The 15,733-nt window shown below is 71.6% G+C and carries 14 protein-coding genes; 11 read left to right on the top strand and 3 right to left on the bottom strand.

Translation table 11 applies throughout. The annotated features are described in order from the left end of the window. Positions 1–51: 51 nt before the first annotated feature. Both ACWTPI_RS10325 and ACWTPI_RS10320 read left to right on the top strand, forming a co-directional pair. Complete coding sequence (locus tag ACWTPI_RS10325; protein ID WP_454731625.1) at positions 52–846, top strand: TatD family hydrolase; 795 nt, start codon at positions 52–54, stop codon at positions 844–846. Next, the gene (locus tag ACWTPI_RS10320) at positions 839–1,537 is read left to right on the top strand and encodes an ankyrin repeat domain-containing protein (RefSeq protein ID WP_063826814.1); all 699 of its coding nucleotides are present in this window, start codon (positions 839–841) and stop codon (positions 1,535–1,537) included. The genes ACWTPI_RS10325 and ACWTPI_RS10320 overlap by 8 nt, the downstream gene beginning before the upstream one ends. Before the next feature lie 33 nt (positions 1,538–1,570). Here the strand turns inward: ACWTPI_RS10320 and egtB are convergent, their stop codons facing one another. Beyond that, positions 1,571–2,860 carry an ergothioneine biosynthesis protein EgtB gene (gene egtB / locus ACWTPI_RS10315; protein ID WP_454731624.1) on the bottom strand — a complete coding sequence of 430 codons (1,290 nt, stop codon included), beginning with the start codon at positions 2,858–2,860 and terminating at the stop codon, positions 1,571–1,573. Positions 2,861–3,214: 354 nt separating this feature from the next. Then, a complete protein-coding gene (locus ACWTPI_RS10310) occupies positions 3,215–3,835 on the bottom strand; it encodes an FMN-dependent NADH-azoreductase (protein WP_454731623.1) in 621 nt (206 codons plus the stop codon). A 186-nt stretch (positions 3,836–4,021) separates the two neighbouring features. Between ACWTPI_RS10310 and ACWTPI_RS10305 the strand changes: the two genes are divergently transcribed. After that, positions 4,022–4,978, top strand: a complete 957-nt coding sequence (locus ACWTPI_RS10305) for a LysR family transcriptional regulator (protein ID WP_059412740.1) — start codon at positions 4,022–4,024, stop codon at positions 4,976–4,978. A 234-nt stretch (positions 4,979–5,212) separates the two neighbouring features. After that, positions 5,213–5,626 (top strand): DoxX family protein, encoded by a 414-nt coding sequence (locus ACWTPI_RS10300; protein WP_454731622.1) that lies wholly within the window; start codon positions 5,213–5,215, stop codon positions 5,624–5,626. A 19-nt stretch (positions 5,627–5,645) separates the two neighbouring features. On the opposite strand, the gene ACWTPI_RS10295 is transcribed toward ACWTPI_RS10300, so the two are convergent. Continuing rightward, entirely contained in the window at positions 5,646–6,863 is a 1,218-nt protein-coding gene (locus ACWTPI_RS10295; RefSeq protein ID WP_020201563.1) for an EAL domain-containing response regulator, read from the bottom strand. Positions 6,864–7,117: 254 nt separating this feature from the next. Here ACWTPI_RS10295 and ACWTPI_RS10290 point away from each other — a divergent pair, with 254 nt between their 5' ends. From ACWTPI_RS10290 to ACWTPI_RS10260, 7 genes are all read left to right on the top strand, one after another. Continuing rightward, positions 7,118–10,633: a DNA translocase FtsK 4TM domain-containing protein gene (locus ACWTPI_RS10290; RefSeq protein ID WP_454731621.1), complete on the top strand. Its 3,516-nt coding sequence runs from the start codon at positions 7,118–7,120 to the stop codon at positions 10,631–10,633. Positions 10,634–10,810: 177 nt separating this feature from the next. After that, positions 10,811–10,990, top strand: a complete 180-nt coding sequence (locus ACWTPI_RS10285) for a hypothetical protein (protein ID WP_059412737.1) — start codon at positions 10,811–10,813, stop codon at positions 10,988–10,990. A 41-nt stretch (positions 10,991–11,031) separates the two neighbouring features. Further along, on the top strand, positions 11,032–11,817 hold the full coding sequence (locus ACWTPI_RS10280) for a DUF2968 domain-containing protein (RefSeq protein ID WP_454731620.1): 786 nt from the start codon (positions 11,032–11,034) through the stop codon (positions 11,815–11,817). Positions 11,818–11,916: 99 nt separating this feature from the next. Further along, complete coding sequence (locus tag ACWTPI_RS10275; protein WP_059412735.1) at positions 11,917–12,285, top strand: cupin domain-containing protein; 369 nt, start codon at positions 11,917–11,919, stop codon at positions 12,283–12,285. 534 nt (positions 12,286–12,819) lie between these two features. Next, complete coding sequence (gene msuE / locus ACWTPI_RS10270; protein ID WP_020205519.1) at positions 12,820–13,386, top strand: FMN reductase; 567 nt, start codon at positions 12,820–12,822, stop codon at positions 13,384–13,386. 14 nt (positions 13,387–13,400) lie between these two features. After that, positions 13,401–14,549 (top strand): FMNH2-dependent alkanesulfonate monooxygenase, encoded by a 1,149-nt coding sequence (gene ssuD / locus ACWTPI_RS10265; protein WP_020205520.1) that lies wholly within the window; start codon positions 13,401–13,403, stop codon positions 14,547–14,549. Further along, positions 14,546–15,730 carry an acyl-CoA dehydrogenase family protein gene (locus ACWTPI_RS10260; RefSeq protein ID WP_454731619.1) on the top strand — a complete coding sequence of 395 codons (1,185 nt, stop codon included), beginning with the start codon at positions 14,546–14,548 and terminating at the stop codon, positions 15,728–15,730. The genes ssuD and ACWTPI_RS10260 overlap by 4 nt, the downstream gene beginning before the upstream one ends. The last annotated feature ends 3 nt before the right edge of the window (positions 15,731–15,733 follow it).

Genomic DNA, 15,733 nt, shown 5'->3' with positions numbered 1-15,733 from the left:
CAGGCCGAACCCAGGCCCGATGGCGGCGCCGCTATCCGGATACCGTCCCCCATGTTTGTCGATTCCCACTGCCATCTAGATTTCCCCGACCTGGCCGCGCGCCTGCCCGAGCTGCTGGAGAACATGCGGGCCAACCAGGTCACGCACGCGCTGTGCATCTCGGTCACGCTGGAAGACTTCCCGCGCGTGCTGGCGCTGGCCGAGCAGCATCCGCACCTCTACGCCACGGTCGGCGTGCATCCCGACTACGAGGAAGGCGAGGACCCCACGCTCGAGCGCCTGCTCGCGCTCTCCGCGCACCCGCGCGTGGTCGGCACCGGCGAGACCGGGCTCGACTACTACCGCCTCAACGGCCGCAGCATCGCCGACATGGAATGGCAGCGCGAACGCTTCCGCACCCATATCCGCGCCGCGCGGCAGACCGGCAAGCCGCTGGTCATCCATACCCGCTCATCGGCCGACGACACGCTGCGCCTGATGCGCGAGGAAGACGCCGGCGCCGCGGGCGGCGTGATGCACTGCTTCACCGAGAGCTGGGAGATCGCCCGCCAGTCGCTCGACCAGGGTTTCCATATCTCGTTCTCCGGCATCGTCACCTTCAAGAACGCCGTGGAGCTGCAGGAAACCGCGCGCAAGGTGCCGCTGGACCGCATGCTGATCGAGACCGATTCGCCCTACCTGGCGCCGGTGCCGTATCGCGGCAAGACCAACCAGCCGGCCTGGGTGCGCCACGTGGGCGAGTTCATCGCCAACCTGCGCGGTATTCCCGTAGCACAGCTGGCGGAGCAAACGACCGATAATTTCTTCCGCCTTTTCAAGCATATAGACAGGAATTCTCATGCTTAACATGAAGTCACTGCGATGCCTGGCCGCGAGCGCGGCCCTGCTGGCCGGCTGCGCCGCCTGGGGCACGCCCGCCGACGACCTGCGCAAGGCGGTGGAATTCGACGATGCCAGCGCCACGCAGAAGCTGCTCGCGCGCGGGGTCGATCCCAACGGGCTCGACGCCAAGGGCAACCCGATGCTGGTGGTGGCGCTGCGCGAGAAGTCGCTGAAGGTGGCGGCGGTGCTGATCCGCGCGAAGAACATCGATTTCGACAAGACCAACGCCGCCGGCGAGACGCCGCTGATGATGGCCAGCCTGCAGAACGAGTTCGACATGGTCAAGCTGATGGTCGACCAGATGGACGTCGAGATCAACAAGACCGGCTGGACGCCGCTGCACTACGCGGCGACCAACGGCAACAACGAGATCGTCAAGTACCTGGTCGACCACGCCGCCTACATCGACGCCGAAAGCCCCAACGGCAGCACCCCGCTGATGATGGCCGCGCGCGGCGGCCACATCGAGACGGTCAAGCTGCTGCTGGACGAGGGCGCGGACATGCGGCTGCGCAACCAGCAGGGCATGACCGTGATCGATTTCGCCGAGCGCTACAACCAGCCGGAGATCGCCAGCGGACTGAAGTCGCGCTGGCAGAAGCTGTATCCGCAGACGCCGATGGAGGCGCCGGCGCCGCGGAAGGGCGCGAACTAGGGATGCAGCCGGCCGGGCACCCGGCCGCCGCGCCTACGCATCGTCGGCCAGCCTCACCCCCGTGAACTGCCAGCGCTGGTGCGGATAGAAGAAGTTGCGGTAGCTCGCCCGGATGTGCGATTCCGGCGTCACGCACGAGCCGCCGCGCAGCACCATCTGGCTGCACATGAACTTGCCGTTGTATTCGCCCACCGCGCCGGCGCCCGGCCGGAAGCCCGGATAGGGCTGGAACGGGCTGGCGGTCCATTCCCACACGTCGCCGAACATCTGCCGCAGCGCGCCGGCCGTATTCTGGCGGTCCGGCAGCGGGCGCAGCACGCGGCCTTCGGCGAAGTTGCCGGTGGCCGGCAGGTTGCGCGCGGCGTGTTCCCATTCGGCCTCGGTCGGCAGGCGGCGCTCGGCCCAGCGCGCGAAGGCGTCGGCCTCGTAGAAGCTGATATGCGTGACCGGGCTGTCCGGGTCCACCGGCTGCATGCCGCGCAGGCTCATCTGCCACCACGTGCCTTCGCGCTCTTCCCAGTACAGCGGCGCTTCGATGCCCTGCTCGTTGATCCAGCGCCAGCCGTCCGACAGCCACAGCCCGGCGGTGCGGTAGGCGCCGTCCTCGATGAATTCGAACCACTGGCGGTTGCTGACCGGGTGCGAGCACAACTGGTACGGTTGCAGCAGCACGTTGTGGCGCGGTCCTTCGCAGTCGAAGGCAAAGCCGTCGCCGTCGTGGCCGATGGCGACCACGCCACCGGCAAAGCGCAGCCACTCGGCGGCCGGGCGCGGGTCGGCGATCACCGGCGCCAGCAGCTCGGGCGCGAAGGCGGGCTTGAGCGGGTTCTGCGCGAACAGGTGCAGGATGTCGGTCAGCAGCAGTTCCTGGTGCTGCTGCTCATGGTTCAGGCCAAGCTCGATCAGCGCGGCCTCGGCATCGGTCTGCGCGTGCATCAGCAGGCCGAGCATGGTTTCGTCGACGGCCTCGCGGTAGGCCAGCACCTCGTCCAGCGACGGCCGCGTGAGCAGCCCGCGGCGCGGGCGCGGGTGGCGCGCGCCGACCGCTTCGTAATAGGAGTTGAACAGGTAGCGGTAGCGCTCGTCGACCGGCTCGTAGTCCGGCAGGCGCGCCGCCAGCACGAATTCCTCGAAGAACCACGTGGTATGCGCCAGGTGCCATTTGGCCGGGCTGGCGTCTTCCATCGACTGCACGGTGGCGTCGGCGTCGGTGAGGTCGGCCACCATCGCCTCGGTCGCCGCGCGCACGTGGCGGTACTGGGCGAGCAGGGCGGGTTCGTGCGGGGGATGCAGCGCGCTGGCAGGCAGCAGGGCAGAAGACATGCGGGCTCCCGGATCGGACGTGGCGTCTGCCGCGGGGCGGCCCGCGCATGCGGCCGGCCGTGGCTGGTGGAGGGCGGGCAGGCCGCTGCCCGGGCCCGTGCTGCCTGGCTGTGCGGGCTTGCCCCTGGGGATCCGCGCCCAAAGCGGGCGCGTCCGGAACCATCATAGACCTGAAATGCGCGGCAGGTACAGCCGGCGAGCGTCCTGCAGCAAGGCGGGCCGGGCCGGGAGACAGGCGCGCAGCGCGGGCCGGCCCGGCGCCGGTGTCCACAACGCAGGACGCCCGCCGGCGGCATCGCGGGCGGGCGTCCTGTCTTGCGCATCCCCTGGCGGCGCCACGCCGCGGGGGCCGGGTCAGGCGGCCAGCGGGGCGCCGTCGTTGAGCGCCGCCACCTGGCCGCGCGCGGCCACCAGGGCGGCTTCGCGGGCGTCCGGGCCGAAGGCCAGGCCGTGGGCGCGCACGTAGGTGATGTCGGTGATGCCGAGGAAGCGGAACACCACGTCGACGGTCTGCTCATGCAGGTCCAGCGCGGAAGCGTCCGCGCGCACGCCGCCGCGCGACGACACCACGATCACGCGCTTGCCGCCGGCCAGGCCTTCGGCGCCCTTCTCGGTGTAGCGGAAGGTGCGGCCGGCCTGGGCGATGCGGTCGATCCACGACTTGAGCTGGCTGGGGATGCCGAAGTTGTATTGCGGCACGCCGACCACCAGCACGTCGGCTTCCAGGAATTCCTTGAGGAAGGCTTCGGTGCGCTGCAGTTCGGCTTCCTGCACGGCGTCGAGGCCATCCTTGGGGCCGCCCAGCACCGGCAGCAGCGCGCCGGACAGGTGGGCGGGCGCGTCCTGGTCGAGGTCGCGCACGGTCAGCTTCGCGGTGGGGTTCTTGGCGAGCAGGTCGGCCACGACCTGCGCGGTCAGGCTGCGGGAAGCGGAATGGCCGCCCAGGACGCTCGAGTCGATTTGCAGGATGTTCATGTTCAGCTCCACAGGTGGATCGGTGTTTCGGGATTAGGTGAAGCGAACGATAGCGGTCCGCCATTGATGCCGGTAGTGGTGCAAAATAGAAATTATTGTTCCAGTGCCGGAACGCACGACCGGCCCGCGGACATCCCGGAAACCCCGGTCCGCCGCCCCCAGCCACTGCAAGAGGCCGTCACGACGATGCAAGACCTGAACGATCTTTCGCTGTTTGCCCAGGTAGTCCAGCACGGCAGCTTTTCCGCCGCCAGCCGCGCCAGCGGCGTGCCCAAGTCGCGCCTGAGCCGGCGCATCGCCCAGCTGGAGCGCGAACTGGGCGTGCAACTGCTGCGCCGGACCACGCGCCAGGTGCGCGTGACGCCGATCGGCGAGGCCTATTACGAACGCTGCCGCGCCATGCTGGCGGAGGCGGAAGGCGCGCGCGAGGTCATCGAGCAGGCGCGCGACCAGCCCGGCGGCACGCTGCGCGTGAGCTGCCCGGTGGCGATCGCGCAGAGCCTGCTGGCGCCGGAGATCGGCCGCTTCATGCAGGCCAACCCCGGCGTGCGGGTGGAGATCGAGGCCACCAACCGCCGCGTGGACGTGATCGGCGAAGGCTTCGACCTCGCGCTGCGGGTGCGCGAGGTGATGGACGATTCCTCGCTGGTGGTGCGCAACTTCGGCGAAAGCCCGCTCATGCTGGTGGCGAGCCCGGCGCTGCTCGACAGCATCGGCCGGCCGCGCACGCCGCAGGCGCTGGAAGGCATGCCCGGCGTCAACCAGAAGCCGCACGACGGCAAGCACGTCTGGACGCTGACCTGCGACAGCGGCCAGGCCATGCACATCGCCTACGATCCGCGCCTGATCACCGACGAATTCGCGCTGCTGCGTGAGGCGGCCATCGCCGGCATCGGCGTGGCCATGCTGCCGCGCATGTTCTGCCGCGATGCCATCGAGAGCGGCGAGCTGGAGCTGCTGCTGCCGCAGTGGATCACGCCGGTCGGCACGCTGCACGCGGTGTTTCCGTCGCGCAAGGGCATGCCGCCGGCGCTGCGGCGCTTCCTGGATTTCCTCGCCGAGATCCTGCCCGAGACCGCGCGCAAGGCCGGCATGCAGCTGCAGCAGCCGGGCATGCACCGGCGTCCCGTCGGCGCGGCCTGATCCGCCTGCTCCCGGCCTGGCGGGCGGCCTCGCCCGCGGCCCGATCCGGGCGGCCTTTCCCGCGCCGCGGCGCGCCCGCAACTTGTGGCTTTACCTTCACGGTGCCGCGCACTAAGGTACATAGGCGCCCGGCGTGGCGCGAAAGGCGCATGGGCTGGCTGGCCCCGCCGGCGGCAGCCGGCGTTTCGGATACCGTGCAAGAGCGCGAACAAGAGCGGACAAGGAGTGACGACCATGAGCGGAACCCAGACATCCCAGGACCTCGGCAAGGCGGTGCTGCGCATCGTGCTCGGCGCGCTGATCCTTTTCCACGGCGTGTCCAAGCTGATCCACGGCCCCGGCTTCGTCACCCAGGTGGTGACGCAGGCCGGCCTGCCGTCGGCCGTGGCCTATCTGGTCTATGTCGGCGAAGTGGTGGCTCCGGTCCTGCTGATCCTGGGCCTGTGGGCGCGCCTGGCGGCGCTGGTCGTGGCCGTCAACATGGTGGTGGCGATCGCGCTGGTGCATACCAGCCAGTTCGGGCTGGTCAACGATACCGGCGGCTGGGCGCTGGAGCTGCAGGCGATGTACCTGGCCAGCGCGCTGGCGGTGCTGCTGCTCGGCGCCGGGCGGCTGAGCGTGGGCGGCATCGCCGGGCGCTGGAACTGACGCCGCCGCGCGCGGCGGCTCAGGTGGTCCAGCGGCCCAGGGTCTCGGCCACGAACATGTCGGGCGGCAGCGCCGGCGACCACAGGTAGCCCTGGCCCAGGTCGCAGCCCAGCGCCTGCAGCGCGTCGCGCTGCGCGGGCGTCTCGATGCCCTCGGCCACGCATTCCAGCTTGAGGTCGCGCGCCAGGTTGATGATGTTGCGGCAGATCGCCGCGCGCTGGCTGTTGCCGGGCAGCGCCACCACGAACGAGCGGTCCAGCTTGACCTGCGTGAAGGGCAGGTCGGCCAGCAGCTTGAGGGTGGCGATGCCGATGCCGAAATCGTCGATCGCCACGCCGTAGCCGAGCAGCCGCAGCCGGTTCAGCGCGATCGACAGCGCCCGCGGGTCCGGCACCGGATAGCCTTCGGTCAGCTCGATGATCAGCAACTGGCGCGGCATGCCGCTGGCTTCCACCATCGCATCGAAGGCGTCCAGCACGCCCGGCCGGCACAGCGTCTGCGCCGAGGCGTTGATGCTCAGGGCGATGCGTACGCCGCGCGCCAGCAACTGCCGCTGCACCGACAGGCATTGCTGCCCCGCCAGCTGGAACACCGCATCGGCCTTGCCCAGCATTTCCAGCCGCGGCACGAACAGGTCGGGCCGCACCAGCCCCAGCGACGGATGGCGCCAGCGGCAGAGCGCCTCGGCGCCGGCCAGCTTGCCGCTGACGATATGGAACTGCGGCTGCAGCATGATGAAGATGGCGCCGGGCGTCTGCAGCGCGTCCAGCAGGTCGGCATCGTCGGGCTGGTCGAGCGCGGCCATCGGCGGCGCGGCGGTCAGGTCGCGCGCCAGCGCGTCCTGCAGGATTTCCTCCAGCACCACGGCGGAGATCGGCTTGTGGACCGCGCGCACGTGGGCCAGGCCGACCGAGTCCGCCAGGCTCACGTGGGAATCGATGATGTCGTCCTCCAGCGCCGACACCCATACCCACAGCGGCTGCGCGCCGACGAAGGCCTGGCCGGCGCGCCGGGTCAGCTCGTCCATCATGGCCGGGCCGTTGATCCCCGGCATCTCGATGTCGCACAGCACCAGGTCGAACTTGCGCGCGGCCAGCAGGTCGAGCGCGACACGCCCGTCGGACGCGCAGCGTATGTCGGCGACGCCGAGCTGGCTCAGCAACTGCTCGGCCGCCAGCAGCTGGAAGGGGTGGTCATCGACCACCAGTGCCGACAGTCCGGCGTAGCGTGTCTGCATGGTTGGCTCGGCGGCGGCGGGCGCCCGGGGTTCGGCTGCGTGTGGGTCAGGCCGCGGCCGGTCGGGCCGTGGCGGGCATCGCCCATAGTAGCGCACATGCCGCGCGGCGGGCAGGTCCGCATGCGCGCCGCGGCCCCCGCCGCGCCGGCGCGCGACTGCGGGGATTCCGCCACGGCCGCGCATCTTGCACGGCGCCGCGGCGCGCAGACCCGCTACAATCGCTGCCCGAGGTATTTGACGATGGCGTTTCGATAATGGGTTTTGGCTGGTTCGGTTATTCGACCTTGTGGCTGCTGCCGCTGCTGTGGCGCACGGTGGCGCGCCTGCTCGCCGGCGAGCGCCGGTTCTTCAGCGGGCGCGGCTCGCTGCGCGTCTGGGTGGGCACGCTGATCGTGCTGTGCGCGAGCGCTTCGCTGGAAGCCCTCACGGGCGCCGCGGGCGAGGGCGGCATGGCGGCGAGCACGTCGGGCGGCAGCGCCGGGCGCGCGCTCGGCGGGCTGCTGACCGGCATGCTTGGCTGGAGCGCCAGCCTGCTGGTCATGCTCGGGGTGCTCGCGCTGGCCGCGCCGATGGTGTTCGGCGAGACCTGGCGCAGCCTGTTCTCGCGCAAGCCGCAGGCGCTCGAACCGGACGAGGAAGATGTCGCGCCGCCACGCGCGCCCGCGCGCACCGTGCGCGAGCCGGACAGCCGCGAGGCCGCCCGCCTCGGCGCCACGCATGCGTCCATGCCGGGCGCGGTGGATTACGTGCCGCGCCACAAGGGCATCGAAGCGGTGTCGGCGCGGCGCCAGCCGGTCTGGCAGCCGCCAGCGCGCACGCGCAGCTCCCCGCCGCAGCCGGGCGAGATCTGGCTCCAGCAGGCCGCGCCGCCGGGCCCGGTCACGCCCGAACCCGCGGCGCCAGCCGTTGCCGCGCCCGCGCCCGCCGCGCGCGTGCCCGCCCGGCCGGCGCCGGAACGCCCGGCCGTGCGGCCGGAGGATGCCACGCGCGCCGCCGGCCGCGCCGCCGCGGTCGCGCAGGCGCGCGCCGCCGTGGGCCTGCCCGCCGCCGGCGCGCCGCGCGCGACCGTGGTCAGCAGCCCGTTCCGCCAGCCGAACCTGACGCCGCGCTCGGCCATCACCACGCTGCCCGAGGCCGCTGCGCCGGCGCAGCGGCCTGTCCCGGTCGCTCCGGCCGCTGCAAAGGAAGCGCCGCCGCCAGCGCCGCAGGAGACTGTCGAGCCAGCTGCCGTCGCGCAGGAAGCGCCGGCCGCGATGCTCGCGGAGACTTCCCCGGCGCAGCCAGAGAAGGAAGCCGCCGCCGCGCCTGAAAGCGAGGTGGCGGTGGCCGAAAGCGACGCGCCGGTGGTCGAAGCCGCGCCCGCGCTGCCCGAAACGCTGCAGCCGGTCGCCGTGCTGTCCGCGGGCGACGTGGCCATCCCGGCCGCCGATGCCGCAGCCGATGCCGCCAATGCCGACGATGCCGACGACGAAGCCCGGCGCGCCACGCTGGCGCAGATTCGCCTGGAAGCCGAGACGCTGATGGCCGAACTGAAGGCACTGGCCGCCGGCACGCCGGTGCCGCGCACGGCCGCCGCGCCGGATGCGCCGGCGGTTGCGCCAAGCGAGGCCGCTGACGTGGCCGAGGCCCCGGATGCGGTCGACGACGTGGTGATCCCCGCCGCCGCCGCGCCCGCGGACGGCCTCGCCGAATCGCTCCACGCCAGCCTGCTTGCCGACGACGAGGAAACACCGGAACCGGAAATGGCGGTCCGCCCCGAGGCGGGCACGGAGGAGGGCGCCGACAACGTGCTCGATGCCAACCTGCTGGTCGAGTCTTCCGGCGAGGCCGCCGGGGTCGGTGAAGCCCTGCCGGCTGCCGATGCCGCCGTGGCGGAGATCCAGCCGGCCGGGCAGGCCGATGCGGACGCCGGCGCGGAAAGCGAAACGGCAAACGAGGCAGCAAGCGGGACAGCAAGCGGGACAGCAACCGAAGCCGAAGCCAGCCCGGAAGCCAACGTCCAACCGGAAGCGGAAGCCGCAGCAGCACCGGAACCGCCCCCCGAAACCGAACGCGCACCCGAGCCGGCAGCGGCATCCTTGCCCGAGCCGCAGCCCGGCAGCGCCGCCGCCGACTCCCGGTCCGGCGCCGAGCCGGAAATCGCCCACGCCGCCCCCGCCGCGTCCGCGCCCAAGCCGCGCATCGTGCTGCCCGCCGTGGTCGGCAAGACCGTGCCGCTTGGCGCCGCCGCCGCGCCCGCGCTGCCGCCCTCGCAGGCCATCGCCGTCACGCCGGCGCCCGCGCGCATCGCCGACTACCGCCTGCCGCGGCTTGAATTGCTGGAGGCCGCCACCGCCGACATCGAGCAGGTCAGCGAAGAGCGCCTGCAGGAAACCGGCAACCTGATCGCGCAGCGCCTGGCCGAGTTCAAGGTGCCGGTGTCGGTGGTCGGCGCCTCGGCCGGCCCGGTCATCACGCGCTTCGAGGTGGACCCCGCGATGGGCGTGCGCGGCGCGCAGGTGGTTGGCCTGATGAAGGACCTCGCGCGCGCGCTCGGCGTGACCTCGATCCGCGTGGTCGAGACCATTCCCGGCAAGACCTGCATGGGGCTGGAACTGCCCAACGCGCGGCGCCAGATGATCCGCCTGTCGGAGATCGTGGCCGCCTCGTCCTTCCTCGCGCACAGCTCGAACCTGGTGCTGGCGATGGGCAAGGACATCACCGGCAACCCGGTCGTGACCGACCTCGCGCGCGCGCCGCACCTGCTGGTGGCCGGCACCACCGGCTCGGGCAAGTCGGTGGCGGTCAACGCCATGATCCTGTCGGTGCTCTACAAGGCCACGCCCGACGACGTGCGCCTGATCATGATCGACCCCAAGATGCTGGAGCTGTCGGTCTACGAAGGCATCCCGCACCTGCTCGCGCCGGTCGTCACGGACATGAAGCAGGCCGCGCACGCGCTCAACTGGTGCGTGGGCGAGATGGAAAAGCGCTATCGCCTGATGTCCGCGCTGGGCGTGCGCAACCTGGCCGGCTTCAACCAGAAGATCCGCACCGCCGAGGCCGCCGGCGAGCATGTGCCCAACCCGTTCTCGCTCACCCCGGACGCGCCCGAGCCGCTGCGCACGCTGCCGCTGATCGTGGTGGTGATCGACGAGCTGGCCGACCTGATGATGGTGGCCGGCAAGAAGATCGAAGAACTGATCGCCCGCCTGGCGCAGAAGGCGCGCGCCGCCGGCATCCACCTGATCCTGGCCACGCAGCGGCCCTCGGTGGACGTCATCACCGGCCTGATCAAGGCCAACATCCCCACGCGCGTGGCGTTCCAGGTCAGCAGCAAGATCGACTCGCGCACCATCCTCGACCAGATGGGCGCCGAGAGCCTGCTGGGGCAGGGCGACATGCTGTTCCTGCCGCCCGGCACCGGCTATCCGCAGCGCGTGCACGGCGCCTTCGTCGCCGACGAGGAAGTGCACCGCGTGGTCGAGCACTGGAAGCAGTTCGGCGAGCCCGACTACGACGAAGCCATCCTCGCCGGCGACCCCGGCGAAGCGGCCGCGGCCGACCTGTTCGGCGAAAGCGGCGACGCCGAGGCCGACCCGCTCTACGACGAAGCCGCCGCCTTCGTGCTCAACACGCGGCGCGCCTCGATCTCGGCCGTGCAGCGCCAGTTGCGCATCGGCTACAACCGCGCCGCGCGCCTGATCGAGCAGATGGAAGTGGCTGGCCTGGTCTCGCCGATGGGCCGCAACGGCGCGCGCGACGTGCTGGCGCCCGGGTCGGGGGACTAAGGGCGGACGAGGGGAGAAAGCCGCACAGCGGCAATCGGCGCCTCGCCGCCCACGCATGCCACAAGCCGCACATCCCGCGCGCAATGGCCGAATAACGCCGTCTTTCCCCCGCTAATGTCCGGCTGGATGCCGCGCCGCCTCCCCTATGCTGGAACGATCGAACTTCGGCAGGCCAGCATGGGCGAAGAACCAGTCCTCCCCGTTTCCCTTTCGCTCGACGAGCTCAAGGCGTTCGCCAGCGTGCTGACGCAGGGCTCGCTGCTGCAGGAGGCCACGCTGCGGGTGGTCGCCGAGTGCGAACAGAAGGCGGTCGCGGCAAGCCAGCAGCGCTGCGCGCTGCAGCGGCAGTGGGACTGACGCCCGCCTGGCCCATCCTCCATCGCGCGCAAGGAGCTCCAGTGAAGCAGATCGCCGAACCGTACATGGACGTGGACGCCGACGAGCCGTCCACGCTGAGGCAGATCCTCGGCGAAGCGCTCGCGGGCGCCGCCGCCGGGGCGGTCGAGAATATCGACACCCTGGACGCGGCCGATGCCATCGACGCCATCGACGCCATCATCGGACCGGCGCAGCCCGCTCCGGGCCAGGCCGACGCGCGCGAAGGCCAGCGCCAGTTCCCGCGCCTGATGCCGGTGGCGTCAGCCGCCCAGCCGGGCGCGCGCGCCGTCAAGGTGGCGGACATCGCCGGCTTCGAGCGGCTTGCCGAGCAGGACGCGCTGACGGAATTCCGCGTGTTCCGCAGCTTTGGTTATTCGGTGGTGCTGTTCTTCCACGCCGCCGAGATGGTGTTCTACACCGTGCTCTACCAGGACGGCTCGCCGTGGCGCGTGATGGCCTGTCCCGACCACGAGACCAGCGAATCGGTGTTCGCCCATTTCGAGGAGCGCGCGCGGCGCTGGGCCGAGGGCGAGGCGCGCTGCGCGCTGGTCAAGGCCCGCAACGCGCATCTCGCGCGCCTGTTCGAGCAGTCCGAGCAACGGGCGGAGCGGCTGCGCAGCGACCTGCAGCGCGTGGCGCTGCAGGAGCAGGCGCTGAACGCGCGCCAGCAGCAGGTGCGCCGGGAACTGACCCGGCTCGAAGGCCTGCGCGTCGCGGCGCAGGCCCAGCTCAACAAGTCGGCCCGCCAGGCCCACCAGCTCATGCTGGCGGAAAACGAAGGGCTGCCGCATCTGCCGGGCCGCTGAGCGCCGCGCCGTCACCGTCGTCGCCACCGTCACGCACGGCGCCGGCGCAAACCGGCAAAATGGCGGAGGCCGGCGCCGCCGGCCAGTGCGGAGATGATGATGGACACCACCAACGAGCCGGCCGGCGGCGTGCCGCACGGCAATCTTCTGGCCGACGTGCCGGCGGACCGCGCCGCCGAGCGCTTCGACGCCTTGCTGGCGCGCCCCGGCCTCAAGATCGAGCGCATCGTCTCGAACGGGCAGGCCAGTCCGCCCGGCTTCTGGTACGACAGCGCGCAGGACGAATGGGTGCTGCTGCTCAGCGGCAGCGCCGGCCTGCACATCGAGGGCGAGGCGCAGGCGCGCCGCCTGCTGCCCGGCGACTGGCTGCACCTGCCCGCGCACTGCCGCCATCGCGTGGCGTGGACCGACGCGGCGCAGCCTTCGGTCTGGCTCGCCGTGCATTTCGACCCGGCCGCGCAGGGCTGATCCGCGCCCGCCTGGGCGCCGCCACGCGCGCCGCATCCGTGTTCGCATACCCATATGCGGACCGTGCCTCTATGCATAGACGAAATGCGCGCTTCGGCGCGGCGTGCCGCTCGGCTATCGTGTGAGCCTGGCAAGCCGGCCGGTCCGTGGCGGCTTGCGCCACGATGTCCCACGGCCGGCCCCCATCCCGAATCATGTTCTTCCCGCCCCCGGCGCGGCTGTGCGCCGCGCTCGCCGTTTTCCCTCGCCGCAGGCGCGCGCGTCCGCTGTTGCCGGCGCAACAGCGATTCAACAAGCTGTGCCCGCAGCCGCCGCGCGATGGCGGCGACGTTGCCGCGCGAAACCACGGATGGCCGCGAGAAAGGCCGGAAAGGGTTGCGAACAGGGCCGCGAACAGGGTCGCGAACGGCGCCGATCGCGGCCGCGCGCGCCGGGCTTGCTTCTTGCCTTGTCCACCCACAGGCGCTCGCGCAGGCGAGCCCGGCGGCGTTGCCGCCGCGCCCATCCGGATGCATTCCACAGGAGATTTTCCCAATGGCTAAACCGCTGAACGTAGTTGCCGTCAACGGCAGCGCGCAGCAACCCTCGCGTACCCTGGCGCTGGTCCAGGCCCTGCTGGCCGAGCTCGACACGCGGCTCGTGATCGAGAGCCGCATCGTCAACCTCGGCGACATCGCCCGCCCGCTGGGCGGCGCGCTGACGCGCGCGGAGCTGCCGGCCGAGATCGAAGCCGAGCTGGCGGCGATCGAGGCGGCGGACCTGCTGCTGGTGGCCGCGCCGGTCTACCGCGGCTCCTATCCGGGCCATTTCAAGCATCTGTTCGACCTGATCGGGCAGGAAGCGCTGGTCGACAAGCCGGTGCTGCTGGCCGCCACCGGCGGCAGCGACCGCCACGCGCTGGTGCTCGAGCACCAGTTGCGCCCGCTGTTCGGCTTCATGCAGGCGCTGACGCTGCCGATCGGCGTGTACGGCAGCCCGGGCGAGTTCGAGCACTACCAGGTGAGCAGCCCGGCGCTGGCCGAGCGCATCCGCCTGGCCGCCGACCGCGCGGCGCCGCTGTTCGCCGAGCACCGGCGCACGGCGCTGCAGCGCGTCGCCTGAGGAACGCACCGGCGATGAACGTATTCTGGTTCCTTCCCACGCATGGCGACGGACACTACCTCGGCACCACCGAGGGCGCGCGGCCGGTCTCGCTGCGCTACCTGAAGCAGATCGCGCAGGCCGCGGACGACCTCGGCTACTACGGCGTGCTGATTCCCACCGGCCGCTCCTGCGAGGACTCGTGGGTGATCGCCTCGGCGGTGGCGCCGTGGACCGAGCGGCTGCGCTACCTGGTGGCGATCCGCCCGGGCATCATCTCGCCCACGGTGTCGGCGCGCATGGCGGCCACGCTGGACCGCATCACCAACGGCCGCCTGCTGATCAACGTGGTGACCGGCGGCGACCCCGACGAGAACCGCGGCGACGGCCTCTACCTCGACCACAGCCAGCGCTACGCGGCCTCGGCCGAGTTCCTGCGCGTGTGGCGCCGCGTGCTCGAAGGCGAGGCGGTGCACTTCGAGGGCGAGCACATCAAGGTGGAGAACGCCAAGGCGCTCTATCCGCCGGTGCAGCGCCCGTATCCGCCGCTGTACTTCGGCGGCTCGTCGGAAGCAGCGCACGAACTGGCGGCCGAGCAGGTCGATGTCTACCTGAGCTGGGGCGAGCCGCCGGCCGCGGTGGCGCAGAAGATCGCCGACGTGCGCGAGCGCGCCGCGCGGCTCGGGCGCACGGTGCGCTTTGGCGTGCGGCTGCACGTGATCGTGCGCCATACCAGCGAGGAAGCGTGGCGCGCCGCGGACGAACTGATCGCGCGGATCTCGGACGAAACCATCGCCGCCGCGCAGAAGTCGTTCGCGCGCTTCGACTCGGTCGGCCAGCGCCGCATGGCGCAACTGCACGGCGGGCGCCGCGACCAGCTCGAGATCTATCCCAACCTGTGGGCCGGCGTGGGCCTGGTGCGTGGCGGCGCCGGCACCGCGCTGGTCGGCAATCCGCAGGAAGTCGCGGCGCGCATCAAGGAGTATGCCGACCTCGGCATCGAGAGCTTCATCTTCTCGGGCTACCCGCACCTGGAGGAAGCCTACCGCTTCGCCGAACTGGTGTTCCCGCTGCTGCCCGAGCCGTACGCGAGCCTGGCGCGCGGCGGCGCCACCAACCTGACCGGGCCGTTCGGCGAGATGATCGCCAACGACGTGCTGCCCGGCGGCAAGGCCACGGCATGAGCGTGCGCCCCCGCGTGGTGCCGCTGGACCCGCGCCGCACGGCGCAGGCGCTGGCGCGCGACTTCGCCCAGACCGCGGCCGAGCGCGACGCGCGCGGCGGCACGCCCAAGGCCGAGCGCGACGCGCTGCGCGCCAGCGGCCTGCTGGCCCTGACCATTCCCGCGGAACTCGGCGGGCTGGGCGGCAACTGGGCCGACATGCTGGCCGTGGTGCGCACGCTGGCCCGCGCCGATGCCTCGCTGGCCCACGTCTACGGCTTCCACCACCTGACGCTGGCCACGCTGCGGCTGTTCGGCAACGCCGGCCAGTGGCGCCCGTGGTGGGAGCAGACCGCGCTGCGCGGCTGGTTCTGGGGCAACGCGCTGAATCCGCTCGACACGCGCACCGTGGCCAGCCGCGGCGAGGGCTGCCATGAGTTCTCCGGCAAGAAGAGTTTCTGCTCCGGCGCCATCGATTCCGAGATGCTGGTGGCCTCGGCGCTGGAAGAGGGCAGCGGCCGCCTGCTGATCGCGGCGCTGCCGACCAGCCGCAGCGGCATCACGCCGCACCACGACTGGGACAGCATCGGCCAGCGCCAGACCGACAGCGGCAGCGTGTCGTTCGAGCGCGTGCGCGTGGAGCCGCAGGAACTGCTGCTCGACCCCGGCCCGCTGAGCACGCCGTTCGCGTGCCTGCGGCCGCTGCTGGCGCAACTGGTGTTCTGCCACACCTTCCTCGGCATCGCCGAAGGCGCTTTCGAGGAGGCGCGCGGCTACACGCTGACCGAGGCGCGCCCGTGGTTCCGCTCGGAGGCCGCGCACGTCACCGAGGATCCTTACGTGCTGGCGCGCTACGGCGAGTTCTGGGTCGGCCTGGAAGGCGTGCGGCTGCTGGTGGAGCGCGCCGCCGCGCACTTCGACCGGGCCTGGCAAACCGGCGAGCGGCTCGACGCCGACGCGCGCGGCGCGCTCGCGGTCGACATCGCCGCGGCCAAGGTGGCCTCGACCCGCACCGGGCTCGACCTCGCCAGCCGCATCTTCGAAGTCACCGGCGCGCGCGCCACGCACGGCGCGCTGCGGCTCGACCGCCACTGGCGCAACCTGCGCACGCAGTCGCTGCACGACCCGCTCGACTACAAGCTCCACGAGCTTGGCGACTGGGCCCTGAACGGCACCGCGCCCAGCCCATCCTTCTACTCATGAGCC

It is taken from the genome of Cupriavidus ulmosensis (genome assembly GCF_977008105.1).
The sequence above is the reverse complement of the archived record's forward strand: the minus strand, read 5'-3'. Positions and strand labels throughout refer to the sequence as shown.

What these genes read in the sequence shown, in the direction of transcription:
- ACWTPI_RS10325 (WP_454731625.1), top strand. Translation starts at nt 52, where the DNA reads ATGTTTGTCGATTCCCACTGCCATCTAGATTTCCCCGACCTGGCCGCG.
- ACWTPI_RS10320 (WP_063826814.1), top strand. Translation starts at nt 839, where the DNA reads ATGCTTAACATGAAGTCACTGCGATGCCTGGCCGCGAGCGCGGCCCTG.
- egtB (WP_454731624.1), bottom strand. Translation starts at nt 2,860, where the DNA reads ATGTCTTCTGCCCTGCTGCCTGCCAGCGCGCTGCATCCCCCGCACGAA.
- ACWTPI_RS10310 (WP_454731623.1), bottom strand. Translation starts at nt 3,835, where the DNA reads ATGAACATCCTGCAAATCGACTCGAGCGTCCTGGGCGGCCATTCCGCT.
- ACWTPI_RS10305 (WP_059412740.1), top strand. Translation starts at nt 4,022, where the DNA reads ATGCAAGACCTGAACGATCTTTCGCTGTTTGCCCAGGTAGTCCAGCAC.
- ACWTPI_RS10300 (WP_454731622.1), top strand. Translation starts at nt 5,213, where the DNA reads ATGAGCGGAACCCAGACATCCCAGGACCTCGGCAAGGCGGTGCTGCGC.
- ACWTPI_RS10295 (WP_020201563.1), bottom strand. Translation starts at nt 6,863, where the DNA reads ATGCAGACACGCTACGCCGGACTGTCGGCACTGGTGGTCGATGACCAC.
- ACWTPI_RS10290 (WP_454731621.1), top strand. Translation starts at nt 7,118, where the DNA reads ATGGGTTTTGGCTGGTTCGGTTATTCGACCTTGTGGCTGCTGCCGCTG.
- ACWTPI_RS10285 (WP_059412737.1), top strand. Translation starts at nt 10,811, where the DNA reads ATGGGCGAAGAACCAGTCCTCCCCGTTTCCCTTTCGCTCGACGAGCTC.
- ACWTPI_RS10275 (WP_059412735.1), top strand. Translation starts at nt 11,917, where the DNA reads ATGGACACCACCAACGAGCCGGCCGGCGGCGTGCCGCACGGCAATCTT.
- msuE (WP_020205519.1), top strand. Translation starts at nt 12,820, where the DNA reads ATGGCTAAACCGCTGAACGTAGTTGCCGTCAACGGCAGCGCGCAGCAA.
- ssuD (WP_020205520.1), top strand. Translation starts at nt 13,401, where the DNA reads ATGAACGTATTCTGGTTCCTTCCCACGCATGGCGACGGACACTACCTC.
- ACWTPI_RS10260 (WP_454731619.1), top strand. Translation starts at nt 14,546, where the DNA reads ATGAGCGTGCGCCCCCGCGTGGTGCCGCTGGACCCGCGCCGCACGGCG.